15 protein-coding genes are annotated in these 15764 nt (G+C 63.0%); 7 read left to right on the top strand and 8 right to left on the bottom strand.

Annotation, left to right across the window (positions count from 1 at the left end; all coding sequences use genetic code 11):
* Positions 1 to 25: 25 nt before the first annotated feature.
* The 3 genes from RE4_RS10105 (at position 26) to RE4_RS10095 (ending at position 2725) form a co-directional block, all read left to right on the top strand.
* Positions 26 to 1000: an ABC transporter ATP-binding protein gene (locus RE4_RS10105; RefSeq protein WP_060938522.1), complete on the top strand. Its 975-nt coding sequence runs from the start codon at positions 26 to 28 to the stop codon at positions 998 to 1000.
* On the top strand, positions 1000 to 1791 hold the full coding sequence (locus RE4_RS10100) for an ABC-2 transporter permease (protein ID WP_019748317.1): 792 nt from the start codon (positions 1000 to 1002) through the stop codon (positions 1789 to 1791). The genes RE4_RS10105 and RE4_RS10100 overlap by 1 nt, the downstream gene beginning before the upstream one ends.
* Positions 1792 to 1924: 133 nt before the next feature.
* Positions 1925 to 2725: an alpha/beta fold hydrolase gene (locus RE4_RS10095; RefSeq protein WP_060938521.1), complete on the top strand. Its 801-nt coding sequence runs from the start codon at positions 1925 to 1927 to the stop codon at positions 2723 to 2725.
* A 9-nt stretch (positions 2726 to 2734) separates the two neighbouring features.
* Here the strand turns inward: RE4_RS10095 and otsB are convergent, their stop codons facing one another.
* Positions 2735 to 3523 carry a trehalose-phosphatase gene (gene otsB, locus RE4_RS10090; protein WP_019748315.1) on the bottom strand — a complete coding sequence of 263 codons (789 nt, stop codon included), beginning with the start codon at positions 3521 to 3523 and terminating at the stop codon, positions 2735 to 2737.
* Between the two features lie 173 nt (positions 3524 to 3696).
* Here otsB and RE4_RS10085 point away from each other — a divergent pair, with 173 nt between their 5' ends.
* Entirely contained in the window at positions 3697 to 4026 is a 330-nt protein-coding gene (locus RE4_RS10085) for a type VII secretion target (RefSeq protein WP_029255293.1), read from the top strand.
* Positions 4023 to 5330, top strand: a complete 1308-nt coding sequence (locus RE4_RS10080) for a hypothetical protein (RefSeq protein WP_238076720.1) — start codon at positions 4023 to 4025, stop codon at positions 5328 to 5330. Before RE4_RS10085 ends, RE4_RS10080 begins: the two co-directional genes overlap by 4 nt.
* 33 nt (positions 5331 to 5363) lie before the next feature.
* Here the strand turns inward: RE4_RS10080 and RE4_RS10075 are convergent, their stop codons facing one another.
* The 4 genes from RE4_RS10075 to RE4_RS10060 form a co-directional block, all read right to left on the bottom strand.
* Positions 5364 to 6353, bottom strand: coding sequence for a malate dehydrogenase (locus RE4_RS10075; protein ID WP_060938520.1), 990 nt, complete (start codon positions 6351 to 6353; stop codon positions 5364 to 5366).
* A gap of 66 nt (positions 6354 to 6419) precedes the next feature.
* Positions 6420 to 7049 (bottom strand): hypothetical protein, encoded by a 630-nt coding sequence (locus tag RE4_RS10070; protein WP_020969537.1) that lies wholly within the window; start codon positions 7047 to 7049, stop codon positions 6420 to 6422.
* Positions 7039 to 8310 carry a histidine--tRNA ligase gene (gene hisS / locus RE4_RS10065; RefSeq protein ID WP_060938519.1) on the bottom strand — a complete coding sequence of 424 codons (1272 nt, stop codon included), beginning with the start codon at positions 8308 to 8310 and terminating at the stop codon, positions 7039 to 7041. Before hisS ends, RE4_RS10070 begins: the two co-directional genes overlap by 11 nt.
* A 15-nt stretch (positions 8311 to 8325) precedes the next feature.
* On the bottom strand, positions 8326 to 9006 hold the full coding sequence (locus RE4_RS10060; protein ID WP_019748309.1) for an MBL fold metallo-hydrolase: 681 nt from the start codon (positions 9004 to 9006) through the stop codon (positions 8326 to 8328).
* 194 nt (positions 9007 to 9200) lie between these two features.
* Between RE4_RS10060 and RE4_RS10055 the strand changes: the two genes are divergently transcribed.
* Both RE4_RS10055 and RE4_RS10050 read left to right on the top strand, forming a co-directional pair.
* On the top strand, positions 9201 to 10082 hold the full coding sequence (locus RE4_RS10055) for a peptidylprolyl isomerase (RefSeq protein WP_047888380.1): 882 nt from the start codon (positions 9201 to 9203) through the stop codon (positions 10080 to 10082).
* The gene (locus tag RE4_RS10050) at positions 10082 to 10894 is read left to right on the top strand and encodes a peptidylprolyl isomerase (protein ID WP_370671294.1); all 813 of its coding nucleotides are present in this window, start codon (positions 10082 to 10084) and stop codon (positions 10892 to 10894) included. The genes RE4_RS10055 and RE4_RS10050 overlap by 1 nt, the downstream gene beginning before the upstream one ends.
* A gap of 52 nt (positions 10895 to 10946) precedes the next feature.
* Here RE4_RS10050 and RE4_RS10045 read toward each other — a convergent pair whose 3' ends face one another.
* The 3 genes from RE4_RS10045 to RE4_RS10035 all read right to left on the bottom strand — a co-directional run bounded on the left by RE4_RS10045 (position 10947) and on the right by RE4_RS10035 (position 15762).
* Positions 10947 to 13358 (bottom strand): RelA/SpoT family protein, encoded by a 2412-nt coding sequence (locus RE4_RS10045; protein ID WP_029255290.1) that lies wholly within the window; start codon positions 13356 to 13358, stop codon positions 10947 to 10949.
* A 98-nt stretch (positions 13359 to 13456) separates the two neighbouring features.
* Positions 13457 to 14035, bottom strand: a complete 579-nt coding sequence (locus RE4_RS10040; protein ID WP_019748305.1) for an adenine phosphoribosyltransferase — start codon at positions 14033 to 14035, stop codon at positions 13457 to 13459.
* Entirely contained in the window at positions 14032 to 15762 is a 1731-nt protein-coding gene (locus RE4_RS10035) for an ABC transporter substrate-binding protein (protein WP_020969532.1), read from the bottom strand. The genes RE4_RS10040 and RE4_RS10035 overlap by 4 nt, the downstream gene beginning before the upstream one ends.
* Between the last annotated feature and the right edge of the window lie 2 nt (positions 15763 to 15764).

Below are 15764 nucleotides of genomic sequence, written 5' to 3'. Positions count from 1 at the left end.
AGCGCCGTAGGGCACAGTTCTCATCATGATTGAACTGAGGGGATTGACCAAGGTTTACGGACCGACGAAAGCGGTGGACGATTTGTCGTTCACGGTCAAACCGGGCATCGTAACGGGCTTCCTGGGCCCGAACGGTGCGGGTAAGTCGACGACGATGCGGATGATCCTGGGTTTGGATCAGCCGACGTCGGGTGCGGCGTTGATCGACGGCAAGCCGTACCGCGAGCTCAAGACGCCGCTGCGGACTGTCGGCGCGTTGTTGGATGCGAAGTGGGTGCACCCCAATCGCAGTGCGCGGGCGCATCTGCAGTGGATGGCTGCTTCGAACGGGATCCCGAAGTCCCGCGTCGACGAGGTGCTCGGGTTGGTCGGATTGTCCGAGGTGGCGGGCAAGAAGGCCGGCGGGTTCTCGCTCGGTATGTCGCAGCGTCTCGGGTTGGCGGGTGCGTTGTTGGGCGATCCGAAGGTGTTGTTGTTCGACGAGCCGGTCAACGGTCTCGATCCGGAGGGCATCGTCTGGATTCGTAAGTTCATGCAGCGGTTGGCGGCCGAGGGCCGCACGGTGCTGGTGTCGAGTCACCTCCTGTCGGAGATGGCATTGACGGCGGAGCAGTTGGTGGTGATCGGCCGGGGTCGGTTGATTTCGGATTCGACGGTGGCGGAGTTCGTGGATCGTTCGTCGGAGTCGACGGTGCGGGTGCGCAGTCCTCAGCTCGATGCGTTGCGCAGTGTGTTGCTCTCGCAGGGGTTGACGGTGCGTGAGGACGGTTCCGGTGTTGCGCCGGCGTTGGTGGTGGTGGATTCGACGACTGATGTGATCGGCGGTCTGGCTGGTTCGCAGGGAATCGTGTTGCACGAGTTGGCGTCCCAGCAGGGTTCGCTCGAGGACGCGTTCATGAAGTTGACCGGAGACGATGTCCAATACCACGCATCCGGTATCGATCCGGGTGCCGGAGCCCACCACACAAACACACAGCACGCTATGGGAGGTGCACTGTAATGGCTGTTCTCAGTGCAGAACGTATCAAGATCACCACGACCAAGTCGCCGCTGTGGTGCACGATCACAATCATCGTCCTAGGGTTGGGCGTCGCCTGGATGATCGGGCGTTCGTCGAGTTCGAGCATTCAGGCGTACAACGACGAAGCCGCATCAGGAACTCCTGATTTCGAGAAGTTCCTCCCCACGTTCAATGAAGCGGGACTAGGAGTTTCCGGCTTCGGCGTCATGGTCCTGATGATCATGGCGGCCCTCGCGATTACCAGCGAATACCGCTTCGGCATCATCCGCACCACCTTCCAGGCCATCCCGAGCCGGGCTTCGGTCCTGATCGCCAAAGCCGGCCTGATCGGCGCCTTCGGCGCGGCGCTGTCCTTCGTTCTCATGCTCGGCGCGGTATTCATCACCAAAGCTGCTGCAGGCTCTGAAGGTTCCACCAATCTGGCACTCGACAACGCCGATGCCTGGCGCGCCGTCTACGGCGTACCGATCTTCGCCTTCCTCTGCGTTGTCCTTGCCATCGCCGTCGGAGCACTCCTCCGTCAATCTGCCGGCGCTATTGCATTGCTCCTGCTCTGGCCGCTGCTCATCGAGAGCCTGTTCGGCATGTTCGGATCCTTCGGTAGAAACGTCACACCGTTCCTCCCGTTCGCCAACGCCGACCACTTCCTCTCGTCGGGTTCGAGCACCAATTTCCATTGGGGCCCTTGGGGAAGCCTGTTCTACTTCGCAGCATTTGTGCTGGTGGTTTTCGGAATCAGCATCGCCGTCGTCAACAAGCGCGACGCCTGACCTAACACCAAGACTGGCCGTACCGGAGATGTTCCGGTGCGGCCAGTTTCTTGTTGCCACAACCGCGGTCCACAGAAGTTAGGATAGGCTCACTTCTATCTGATTCGGCAACGAACTGAGGCAACGGACAGCGATGCAGACTCTGACAACCCAGACTATTTCCACTCCGGGCACCGAAATGCGTGTGTGGCGCACGCCGGCGCTCGATCGGAAATGCATCGTCTTCCTGCATGGCGCCGGAGTTGATCATCGAATGTTCGACGACCAGGTCGCGGAACTCGCGGGCGCCTATTCCCTGGTGCTGCCCGACCTACGTGGTCAAGGGCTGTCGATTCTCGAGGAAGGCCACCGCGCCACTCTCGACACTGTGATCGACGACGTGAAGGTCATGCTCGACTCGCTCGGAATCGATCGCGCAAGCATCGTCGGACACTCGTTCGGCGGAAACATCGCGCAGGAGTTCACCCATCGTCATGCGAATCGAGTAGACAAGCTCGTCATGATCGGCAGCCCTGGCCAGCACCGGGAAATGAGTGGAGCCGCTGCCTCGGCAATCAAAATCGGCACGCATTTGTATCGACGGATTCCGTGGGGTCCCTTTGCCTTTTACAGTGGCCGGTGGTCGAGTCGAAATCCCGCAACTCGCAGATACGTTGCAGACTGCATGCTGGCCGCCGGACGGCAGACCTGGCTGGATCTGGGAACAAGCGGGTTCGCGTCACTCTGCCCGGTGGATACGGCACCCCGAAAGGAGACCCTCCTGATGCGGGGAGAGGTCGACATGCCGCGCCAACTCGATCGAATCTACGACGCCCTGAGCGATCAACTACCGGACCTGACTCGCCGGGTGGTGATCACCGGCGTCGGACATCAATGCACACAGGACAATCCGGAAGAGGTCAACCGCGCGCTGGTCGAGTTCTTGGCAGACTGACCTCACGTGTCAGCGTTCCAGGTGCGCGGCAAGCTCTTTCATCCAATCGAGGAATGCCGGCGGGCCGTCGAACTGGACGCCGTCGACAGCAGCCACTTCCGGTGCAATGTCATCGCCCTTGACCACCAACGCTTCTCCACCCGAGGCAAGGACAGCAGCAAAGGCAGGTAGGTCACCACGGTCGTCGCCCGCGTACGCGACGACGTCGACGCCTGCGGTGGCGATCGCGCGAAGGAGGCCTGTCCCCTTGTCCTCCTCAACGGGTGGACGCAATTCTTCGACCAACTTGCCGGGCTCACGCCGCAACCCGGTCCGGCTCGCGATTTCTGTCGTCGCTGCTTCCACCAGGCGCTGCGCGACCGCTCGATCCGCGGCCCGACGCCAATGCACAGCCACCGCAAGGCCTTTGCTCTCGACGTGGATGCCAGGAACTGACTGAGAGTCGAACAGGCGACGCAGTTCGGCTTCTGCTTCGGCGACGGCATCACTGAACGCAGCGACGGCCGGAAGCACTTCGATTCCGTTCTCCGTCCAGGTCTCGACGCCGTAGGAACCCATGAGAACAACCGAATCCAGACTCAGTCGTTCTCGCAAGAACGACGCCGGCCGTCCCGAGAGCAAGCCCACCACGCCGAAGTGCCTCGACAAAGTCGCGAGCACCTCCTCGGCACCGGGCAGGAGCGCACTGGCCGACGGATCGTCGACGATAGGTGCAAGCACGCCGTCGAAATCCATCACCAGCCCACACCGAGCTGGATCGGACGTGAGTCGGAGGATGACGTCCGAAGCGGTTCGCATGGTTCGAGTGTGCCAAATCGATCGCACCCGCATAACCAACACCGGATCAGAATGTAATCTCTGCCACTTCGTCCAGGTTGTCCGGAAAGCGCAGGGTGAGCCGTGTCCACTCCCCTCCGGCGCCGCTTCTCTCCGATACAGTTCTCACGACGCTTACCAACTGGGGGGTAATGATGAGCGAATTGACTGTCGTCACTGACGACATCCGAAGGTACGGCTCGACGTCGGCCGAAGCTGCAGGACACATCGCGCAGGCCGCCGCCGTCGATCTGGGCGCCAACATCGCGGCAGTCGCACCAGCCGTCGGTCCTGTCGGCATCGAGTTTCTCGCGGCATTCGCGCGCGCCCAGGCAACTCACACCAAAGATGTTGCAGCACTGGCGACCTTCTACGCCGGCAACGCAGCAACGGCGAGTGCAGCCGCTCAGGCCTACGACACCACAGATCTTTCAACCGCGTCAGATCTCGCCGGCATCGCTGGATCGACGGACGTGACCGCGTGAACAGCGATCGCGTGAACAGCGATCGCATCGACACCGATCGCATGAACACCGAAGACGACTCGACGACGGTCCTCGAATTCCTTCAAGGTGGTGCTCCGGCCCCGGCATTGCCGAACAACACGGTCGAATCGATGCTCGCCGGCATACCGGTTCCGGCATTACCCGGAATCGAAGATCTGTTCGCGCCGTTGATCGAACTCGGGAAGAGCCTCGGCACCGGCACTTTTGCCGGCGTCGATCCCGTCGGCATCTTCAACCAGGCGTCCACTCTCATCGACCAAGCCATGGGACTGTCCCAAAGCGCGGTCGCCGAGGTGGGCCAGACCTGGAACAGCACCGGCAGTGAAGCCGCGACCGAACTGTCGCGATCCGCTCAGAACAGCGGCGCAGAATTGAGCGAACGCGGAACCGCGATATCGAAAACCGCTGCTGCCGCCGCGGAATCGGTGCAGCGAGGCAACGCGAATCTCGCGGCGATCGCGCAGTCCTTCGCGACCACGGTTGCAGCTGCTGCACCGATCGCGTGGACACCACCAGGACAGGCGATGCTGATTGCCTCCGCAGCCGAACACATGCAGGCAGCCGTCGCGGCGGTGACACAGACTCGCGGGGAAATGCTCGGGCACACCGCTGCCATGAACGCCCTTGCCGGGTCGATCCCCGTGCCGACTCCACCGATCGGTGAGGCTCTCGCCAACCTTGCCACTCCGGAGGCGCTCGCCGACGCCGCCCGTCAGATCGCCCAACCTCTGGCGGCATCAGCCGTGTCGGCATCGCCGCTGTCTGGATCGCCGCTGCCTGGATCGACCGATGCCGGCGACGCACCGTTCTCCACCCACTCAGGCGCCGACGCCGTTCGGACCTCGGCAGCGCAGGCAGGCGCCGGACTTCCGACCGGCGTCGACAAGCTGTGGGGCGCAGGCAATTCGTCGACGTCACTCGCAGCCGGCGGGTCGCCGTCGCCCAGTGCGACAGCGAGCTCCGGCGGAGCATGGGTGGGTGGAAGCGGCACTACCGGTGGAACGATGAGAGGTGCAGCGGGAGTTGCTGCAGTTCAACCGGTTCCGGTAGCAACGCCCGGCCTGGGTGCACCATCTTCGGCGGTCGGCAGTAGCGGCATATCGCCGGGCGGCATGATGGGCGGCGGTCCTCGCGGAACGCGGGACGACGAGTCGTCACGCACGACTCCGGGGTATCTCGTCAGCGCCGGTGACGAAAACTCGATGGTCGACGATCTACCGATGGTGTCACCGCCCGTGCTCGGTGCCGAGAATCCCGATCAGTACCTGTTCCGAGATCTCTGATCGGGACTGCCCGGCCGGGGCGGCATTACAACCTCAAACGAAGCCCAACTCCCGTACCGCCGCACGCTCCTGCTCCAATTCGCTGACGGACAGGTCAATCCGTTCGCGTGAGAAGTCGTCGGTCGCGAGATCCGGAACGATAGCGAATTCACCATCGGCACAGGTCACCGGGAAGGACGAGATCAATCCTTCGGGCACCCCGTAGGAACCGTCCGAACAGACGGCCATGGATACCCAGTCGTCCTCGGCCGTTCCGATCACCCAGTCGCGGACGTGGTCGATCGACGCGCTGGCCGCACTTGCCGCAGAGGACGATCCACGCGCAGCGATGATGGCGGTGCCTCGTACCTGCACAGTCGGGATGAAATCGTTCTCCACCCAGTCTCGGTCGTTGATCACCGCGAGCGCAGGCTCACCCGCGACGGTCGCGTGGGACAGGTCCGGGTACTGCGTCGCCGAATGGTTTCCCCAGACGGACACCTTGCGCACCGACGACGCACGAACGCCGGTCTTCTTCACCACCTGCGCAATCGCTCGGTTGTGGTCGAGGCGCGTCAGCGCGCTGAACCGAGTATCGGGTACATCCGGCGCGTTGTTCATCGCGATGAGAGCGTTGGTGTTGGCCGGGTTTCCGACGACCAGCACCTTGACGTCCGAGGCTGCGTTGTTGTTGATCGCCTTCCCATGCGCTGTGAAAATAGCGCCGTTCGCGCTCAGCAAGTCGGCGCGCTCCATCCCCTTGCTCCGCGGACGTGCACCGACCAGCATCCCGACGTTCGCGCCGGAGAAGGCGACATCGGGATCGTCGGTGATGTCGATGGAGCTCAGCAAGGGAAATGCGCCGTCTTCGAGCTCCATCGCGACGCCTTCGGCAGCGGACACGGCGGCGGGAATCTCGAGCAGTCGAAGTTTGATCGGTACGTCAGCGCCGAGCATCTCCCCCGCAGCTATGCGGAAAAGCATGCCGTATGCGATCTGACCCGACGCACCGGTCACCGTGACGGTTACGGGCGCAATACTCATTGCCGACTCCTCACCTGCCGTTTTCACGACTGTCCGTTCTACAACGCTGTAAGAACGGTTTCCACGCTAGTCGAGTAATCCGGCCACTTCGTGGTCTGTGAGTGTGGTTCTCGGCACTCGTCCCTCCGCCGTCACGAGTTCGACGGCGCGGTAGAGCGGACGCTCGGCCAGTCCGGCACCGCGGGCTTCGGCACGCAACTGTTCGATCAGCACCGAGGACAAGGCGGCAGCCGGTACCAACTCGCTTGCTGCCAGGGCGTCGGCGAGCTTGCGGAGTGCAAGGATCTCCAACTCGCGCCCGCCCCCTGCCGTGTAGAGCGCCAGCGGTATTCGCACGGTGGACCGACCGTCACCGAGTGTCAGGCTGACCTCGCTGATCCGGCCGGATCGCACCGTCAACGCCGCCGTGAGCACCTCGGCCACGTCGACGTCGTTGGTTCGAAAACCAGCTTGTGCTCGAATCCTGTTGCCATACAAGGTGATATGCCGGCGCAGCGTCATCAGAATCGCCAGTGACGTCGGAACCGCGATGACGGCACCGACGATCACTCCGACCGTCACCGTCGAGAACACACTGACGATCAACCCGACGACCACACCGAAGACCACAACAACAACGGCGAACTTCTTCAGCCGCGGCGCGATCAACGCCACGGGAACCAGATCGAGCGAAACCGGTTCAGCCTCAGTGCTCAACGAGATCCCCGAGCTTGTCGACAACTTGGTCGAGCGGCACCGTCTCCTGCTCACCCGTCGCCAATTGTTTGACAACGACAACGCCCTCTTCGAGCTCGCGCTCGCCGAGAACCAACGCGACTGCGGCGCCCGAGCGATCGGCCGCTTTCATCGAGCCCTTGACGCCACGAGTTCCGTACGCCAGGTCGACGCGAATCCCATTGGCACGCAACTGGTGTGCGATCTTCACCAGTGCCGCCTTCGCCTCGGCTCCCATCGGTACACAGAAGACGTCGACACGTGCCGGTGGCGCAACCGACTTACCCTCGGCCTCGAGCGCGAGAACCGTGCGGTCGACGCCGATTCCGAACCCGATCCCCGAGAGCGGCTGTCCGCCCAGCTGTTCCATCAGTCCGTCGTAACGACCACCACCACCGATTCCGGACTGCGCGCCCAGTCCGTCGTGCACGAATTCGAAGGTCGTCTTGGTGTAGTAGTCGAGGCCGCGGACCATGCGCGGGTTGACGACGTAGGGAACTCCCAAGGCGTCGAGGTGCGCTAGTACCTCGTCGAAGTGCGCCTTGCAGCTCTCCGAGAGGTGATCGAGCATGAGCGGTGCGCCGGCCGTCATCTCGCGTACATCTGGGCGCTTGTCGTCGAGCACCCGAAGCGGGTTGATCTCGGCGCGTCGACGTGTGTCTTCGTCGAGCGGAAGTGCAAAGAGAAACTCCTGCAGCAGTTCGCGGTACTGCGGTCGGCAGGTGTCATCGCCGAGAGAGGTGATTTCGAGGCGGAAGCCGTCGAGCCCCAACGACCGGAATCCGGCGTCGGCGATCGCGATGACCTCAGCGTCGAGCGCGGGGTCGTCGATCCCGATGGCCTCGACGCCGACCTGCTGCAACTGGCGGTAGCGGCCGGCCTGCGGGCGCTCGTAGCGGAAGAACGGGCCCGCGTAGCTGACCTTGACCGGCAACTGTCCACGATCGAGGCTGTGCTCGATGACGGCACGCATGACACCGGCGGTTCCCTCGGGACGCAACGTCACCGAACGGTCACCGCGATCGGCGAACGTGTACATCTCTTTGCTGACGACGTCGGTCGACTCGCCGACACCGCGCGCGAACAGGCCGGTGTCCTCGAAGATCGGCAATTCGATGTGGCCGTACCCGGCCAACCTGGCGGCGCGCGTCAAACCGTCACGAACGGCGACGAATTCGGCTGACTGCGGCGGAACGTAGTCCGGAATTCCCTTGGGTGCAGAGAAGGTGCTGGCTTTACTCACGAGAGGTACTTTTCCTTATTTCTGTGCGCTGAGTCCAACGAGAAACGGGTTCGAGCTTCGCTCGGCGCCGATCGAACTGTTGCCACCGTGCCCGGGCAGGACCACGGTCTCGTCACCGAGTACCAGTAGCTTGCGGGCGATCGAAGCGAGCAACTGCTCGTGATTTCCGCCTGGCAGGTCGCTGCGCCCGATGGAACCCTGGAACAGGGTGTCACCTGTGAACGCCAAGTCCACGGGCCCGCTCTCGGTGTTCGCCTGGGTGCGGAACACCACCGATCCCTGCGTGTGCCCGGGCGTGTGGTCCACGACGAACGTCATTCCGGCCTCGGTGATCTTGTCTCCGTCGCTCAGTTCGATCACCTCGTCCGGCTCCACGAACGTCATGCCCTGAATGAATTCCTTCATCGTCGGGCCGATCCCCCGTGCCGGATCGCTGAGCATGTAGCGATCCTCGGGATGGATGTAGGCGGGCACGGAGTACCGCTCACAGACCTCGCGGGCCGACCACACATGATCGAGGTGACCGTGGGTCAGAAGTACTGCATTGACCGACATGTCCTTGGAGTCGAGATATTCGAAGAGCGGCTCGGCTGCATCCTGACCCGGATCGACGACTACGCATTCGCACGCGTCGTCCTGAGCGAGTATGTAGCAGTTGGTTTGGAACATCCCGGCCGGAAAACCAGTGACGAGCACGGGGGCAACTCCTCTTCGAAGGGTGGAAACGAACAACACGCTGTCGGTTACAGCCTAAGCTGCTGCCCCGCCAGTAAGTTCTCAGGTTGCAATGGGAGACTCTGACGACGAGTAGAGCCGCTTGCCGAAGCCGACCCCAGGGTGTCGCTCGGCGGGCCGACCACGATCCACCCGCGATACGGAGGACTACAGCAGTGCCGAGTAACGAGCAACGCCGCGAGGCGGCGAAACGCAAGCTCGAGCGTCAGCTCGAACGTCGCGCAGAACGTGCCCGCAAGCGCAAGCAGATGACGATAGCCGGAACTGCGCTCGGCGTGGTCGTCGTAGTCGGTGTCGTCGGTGGACTCATCTGGTTCAGCAATCGCAGTGACGACGACGCGAACACCACCAACACTGCTGCCGACGATTCGAGCCTCACGCCGCAGACCGCGGGCGCAATGCCGGCCGGTCTGTCGACGCCGCTGGCCGACACGGTTTCCTGCTCGTACCCGGCTGACGGCGCTACCGCGTCCAAGGCCAACAACCCTCCTCGTACCGACGGGATTCCCACCACCGCGCCGGACGCGACGCCGAGCATCAGCGTCGAGACCTCGCAGGGAAACATCGGGCTCACGCTCGACGGAACGAAGTCTCCGTGCACGGTCAACAGCTTCGTGAGCTTGGCGCAGCAGGATTACTTCAACGACACCACCTGCCACCGCATGACGACGAGCCCCTCGCTCCAGGTTCTGCAGTGCGGTGACCCGTCGGGCACCGGCACCGGCGGACCGGGCTACGGATTCGACAACGAGTTCCCCACCACGGCGTACGCCACCACCGACCCGGCAGCGCAAGAGCCCGTCACCTACGCGCGCGGCACGGTTGCGATGGCCAACACCGGGGCACCCGGTAGCAACGGCAGCCAGTTCTTCCTCGTCTACGGCGACTCACAACTCCCGCCGCAGTACACGGTTTTCGGCACGATCGACGAGACCGGTCTCGCCACTTTGGACAAGGTCGCGGCCGGCGGATCGACACCAGAGGGTGACGGCAAGCCGAATCTGACCACCGACATCAAGACAGTAAGGCTCGACTGATGCGACGTAATCCTGTGATGCGCTTTCCTGTAGTTATTGCCGCTGCAAGCGCCGCAGCGCTGCTTCTGGCTGGTTGTTCCAGTGATTCCGGTAGCTCGGACTCGCCGTCCAGCACCTCCAAGGCGAAGACGACAACGGCTGCCATGCCGCCGCTCGACATGTCACAGTTCGACGCACTCCCGCCTGTCCCGACTCCGGCGTCGGCGACTGTCGACTGCTCGTACCCGAGCGCGGCGGGCGCTGCAAAGACCGTCAATCCGCCGAACTCCACGGGCGTGTCCACCGAGGGAACCGTCAACGTCGCGCTCACGACTACGGCCGGCCCGATCGGGATGGAACTGAACCGGGCAGAAGCCCCATGCACGGTCAACAGCATCGTGAGCTTGACCGAGCAGAAGTATTTCGACGACACCCCGTGCCATCGACTGGTCACCACACCCGGTCTTCAGATCCTGCAGTGCGGCGATCCCTCGGGCAAGGGCACGGGCGGACCGGGCTACGGATTCGACAACGAGTACCCGACCACTGCGTACTCCGCTAACGATCCGGCGCTCTCCTTGCCTGCCGTCTACCCCCGCGGCACGCTCGCAATGGCCAACTCGGGTGCACCGGGCAGCAACGGCAGCCAGTTCTTCCTCGTCTACGAGGATTCGGTCTTGCCGCCCAACTACACGGTCTTCGGAAAGATCGACGACGCCGGCCTGGCGACGATCGAGAAGATCGCAGCCGACGGCGACGACGGAGGCATGGGCGCAACCGGTGGCGGCGCACCCAACGCCCCGATCACCATCGAGACTGCAGTAGTCGCCTGACCGACTGTGCGCCTTTATTAACCGCCCGCGGTTAATAAAGGCGCACAGCAGTTTACGAAGCAGAGGTCACGCGGTAGACGTCGTAGACGCCTTCCACATTGCGAACCACGTTGAGCACATGACCCAGATGCTTCGGGTCACCCATCTCGAAGGTGAACTTGCTGATCGCCACTCGGTCACCTGAGGTGGTGACCGAGGCCGACAGGATGTTCACCTTCTCGTCGGCCAACGCCTTGGTGACGTCGGAAAGCAACCGATGACGGTCGAGCGCCTCGATCTGGATCGCGACCAGGAACACCGAGGTCGCTGACGGTGCCCATTCGACGTCGATGATTCGCTCCGACTGATCGTGGAGCGAGTTGGCGTTGGTGCAGTCGGTACGGTGCACGCTGACCGCCCCACCGCGCGTGACGAAGCCCAGAATCGAATCGCCCGGAACCGGCGTGCAACACTTTGCGAGTTTTGCCACCGTACCGGGTGCTCCGGGAACCAGAATTCCGGAGTCACCCGTACTGCGGGTGCGCACCGGCATGGTCGACGGCGTCGAACGCTCGGCCAGTTCCTCCTCGACGGCGCCGACGCCGCCCAGATGAGCAACCAGTCGCTGCACGACGTGGTGCGCTGACACCTGGCTCTCGCCTACCGCCGTGTACAACGCCGAGACGTCGGGATAGCGAAGTTCATGCGCGATCGTGCTCATCGATTCGGCATTCATCAACCGCTGCAACGGAAGTCCCACACGGCGGACTTCCTTCGCGATCTGATCCTTGCCGGACTCGAGCGCCTCTTCGCGGCGTTCCTTCGCGAACCACTGACGGATCTTCGCCTTGGCACGCGGCGAGACGACAAACGTCTGCCAATCTCGGCTCGGCCCGGCGGTGGCAGCCTTCGACGTGAAGACCTCCACCACTTCGCCGTTTTCGAGAGTTCGTTCCAGCGCGACCAGTCGGCCGTTGACCCTGGCACCGATGCATCGGTGCCCGACCTCGGTGTGCACCGCATACGCGAAATCGACGGGAGTCGATCCGGCAGGCAACGTGATCACGTCACCCTTTGGCGTGAAGACGAAGATCTCCTTGACCGCGAGGTCGTAACGCAACGATTCGAGGAACTCCCCCGGATCGGCCGCTTCACGTTGCCAGTCGAGTAGCTGACGCATCCACGCCATGTCGTCGACCTCGGCGATGTCGCCCGCGTGTTTGCCCTTGGTCTCCTTGTACCGCCAGTGCGCGGCGATACCGAACTCCGCGGTCCGGTGCATGTCCTGGGTCCGGATCTGGACCTCCAGGGGCTTGCCTTCCGGTCCCACGACGGTGGTGTGCAGTGACTGGTAGACGCCGTAGCGCGGCTGTGCGATGTAGTCCTTGAAGCGTCCGGCCATCGGCTGCCACAGTGAGTGGACAACGCCGACCGCGGCGTAACAGTCACGCACTTCTTCACACAGGATGCGGACGCCGACCAGATCATGGATGTCGTCGAAATCGCGGCCCTTGACGATCATCTTCTGATAGATCGACCAGTAATGCTTGGGCCGGCCTTCGACGATGGCGTTGATCCGCGAGGCGGACAGAGTCGAGTTGATCTCGGCGCGAACCTTGGCCAGATAGGTGTCACGAGAAGGCGCGCGATCGGCGACCAGTCGAACGATCTCGTCATACTTCTTCGGGTGCAGGATAGCGAACGAGAGATCCTCGAGTTCCCACTTGACGGTCGCCATTCCAAGTCGATGTGCAAGTGGCGCAATGACTTCGAGAGTCTCTCGCGCCTTACGTGCTTGCTTTTCGGGCGGCAGGAATCGCATCGTGCGCATGTTGTGCAGACGATCCGCGACCTTGATCACGAGCACGCGCGGGTCCCGCGCCATCGCGATGATCATCTTGCGGATGGTTTCGCCCTCGGCGGCGGTGCCCAGAACGACCTTGTCGAGTTTGGTGACTCCGTCGACGAGGTGAGCGACCTCGTCACCGAAGTCCTTGGTCAACTCTTCGAGTGAGTACCCGGTGTCCTCGACGGTGTCGTGCAGCAGGGCTGCGACGAGGGTGGTGGTGTCCATACCCAACTCGGCCAGAATGCTTGCGACGGCCAACGGATGCGTGATGTACGGATCGCCGGACTTGCGACGCTGGCTCGAATGTCTGTCCTCGGCGACGTCGTACGCACGCTGGAGCAGCGCGAGGTCGGCCTTCGGATACAGCTCACGGTGGAGGCTGACCAACGGCTCGAGCACCGGGCGGATGGTGGCGTTGCGCTGACCGGTGATGCGCCGAGCAAGCCGAGCGCGCACCCTACGGGAGGCGGAAGCGGGCACGGCCAGGTTCTGCCCACCCCGATTGCCGGCAGTTTGCGCAGATCCCGAATCGTCGGGCACCGCGGACTTCGATGGTGTCGTCTCCGGAGCCGGATCTGCACCCGTCTCCTGCGACACTGCACCCGAGTTCTGTGATCGATCAAGATTCGACGTCATGTCGCCACCTCCTACCACCGAGTTGGTTGAGGCAACCGCCCTGCATCGGGTAATTGCCCTGGAGGTCTAACTCGACCCCCAGGAGACAACTTTAATACTCAGACCTTCACCAGGGATGTCAGTGGGTACTTCAAGAAGCGATCTCGACCGCGCAGTTCCTCGATCTCGAGCACCACTGCGACGCCGACGACGTTCGCTCCACCCAACTCAACCAACTGTACAGCCGCCTCGAGTGTCCCTCCGGTAGCCAGAACGTCGTCGATCACCAGAACATTCCGCCCGGTGAGATCGAAGCCGTTTGCAGGAATCTCGAGCGTCGAAGATCCGTACTCGAGGCTGTACGAACGAGATAGCACCGGCGGCGGCAGTTTGCCGACCTTCCGCACGGCCACCACCCCAGCACCCATCTTCGCAGCCGCGCCGGCACCGAGCAGGAACCCGCGAGCATCGACGGCGGCAATCGTGTCGGCGTCCGGAGCACAGGCGACAAGGGCGTCGAGCACAGCCCCGAACCCCTCGGCGTCGGCGAACACCGGAGTCAGATCGGCGAACCGAACCCCGGGCCCGGGAAAGTTGTCCGCCCAACGGGTCAGCCGAACAACGGCGTCTCCGGCAGCCCGGTGGATTGCGATCAATTCTTCAGGCGTGTGCAAGGCAACACCATTCGAGACGCTCATCTGCGTAATACCCATCTGTCCATGTTCCAGCCGGTAGCGGCCCGAGTCGGATTGACCAACACTGCCGACATGCCTGGAGCTACAGCGACAGTTCGTAGTTGATTGAACAGTGGAATCGTAGGCACCTGTGTCCACAGGATGTTCTCCGCCTCCACCGAGAGTCCCAATTGCGCACTGGTGCTCGCATCCACGTTCAACTGATCGATGATCTGATCGATCCGTGCATTTCCGTACGTACCGAGGTTTGCGCCGTTGCCCGATCGCAACGCTCCGCGCGCGTCGATCATGCTCGCTGTTCCGCCTGCCCCGACTTTGCCTGCCATGCCGGAAAGCACAGCGTCGACTCCCCCGGACTGCAGACTCGCAGGATCGAAGCTGTCGGTACTCGCGTCCTCGATCGTGATTCCCGCCGGAGCACACGCGGCTTTCGCTTCAGAGACGATCTGCGCCCGCACCGGGTCCGGTGCGAGGTACCCGACCCGGACGGTCAACTGGTCGAGATCGGCTTCCGACAACGACGTCTTCGCGGCATCGACGTCGGCATTGGCGTACCGGTCACCGTCGACCGCAGCGGCGTCGCTGTAAACGAGTGAATCCGGCGCCATCAGTCGCGAATCGACCACGCCGGAACCCAGACCAGCCTGCGGCGCGTTATCCGTCTGCCCGAACTTCTCGAACAGAGTTGTCCGCGGAACACAATGCGCGAACGCTCGACGGGCGGCTTCGTCGCCCAGCGAACCAGACGTCGCGAGAACGAACTGCTCGATCGACCGCGACGGAATCTGTTGGACGTCGAACCCGGACGGAGTACCGAGCTCGCCGGCCGACCCGGAAGCGACGTCGACGACCTCGATCGAGTTCTTGTCGAGATCCTCGGTCAGATTCACACCACGTGGCCAGACGACGATGCGATCGGTCGCGGGCTTGTTGCCCCACCACCGCTCGTTCGCGACCAGCACCAGGCCGTCGTCGGCGCTGTACGAGTCGATTCGATACGGACCAGCGGAAGGCAGTACGGAGGTGTCCACCTGACCTGGAGTCAGGTTCCACCCGGTGTTCCAGAAGTCGGCGATCTTCGACAACGCTTCGGTGTCACCGGCATTCACCGCGCTCACCACGTCGCCGACTCCGGCGCGCTGCGTCACGATGTGTGATGGCATCAATGCAGTCGCACCGAACAACGACCGCCAATCGGTGAACGATCGCCCGGGCTTGAAGAAGACAGTCGCGTCCTTCGACCCGCTCTGGCAGTCGATCCGGTCGATGTCCGCGTAACCGAGATTGTTCGCCGTGTCGAACATGGGCTTCGCAGCACCATCGACGTCTTTGGTGAACTTGCCACTCGACGCCGCCCAGGTGAGGACCAGATCGTCACAGGACATCGGAATCCCGTCGGAGTACACCGACGCCGGATTGAGCTTGTACGAGACCGTGAGCACGTCACCGGGCAACTCCGACGCCGTTCCGATGTCGGTGTCCGACACAGGTGCTCCGGCCGGGCCGGTGAACGTGAAGCCGGGAAGCACCCGGCCGAACGCAGCCATCGCCCCGGACACCGATCCCGCTGTCGTGTTGGCGTTGTACGTGGAGATGGAGTTGTCGATGGCATATCCGATGGACGGAACCTGCTCGGCGCTTTCCGAGCAGGCCGCCAACGAACCGGCAGCCACAGCGGTGGCCGCAACGAACGTCATCGATCGAACCAGTGTGCGTGTTCTTGGGAGCATGT

The organism is Rhodococcus erythropolis NBRC 15567 (assembly GCF_001552595.1).
GTDB classification, from domain to species: Bacteria; Actinomycetota; Actinomycetes; order Mycobacteriales; family Mycobacteriaceae; genus Rhodococcus_F; species Rhodococcus_F erythropolis.
This window is presented reverse-complemented; position numbering and strand designations above follow the sequence as displayed.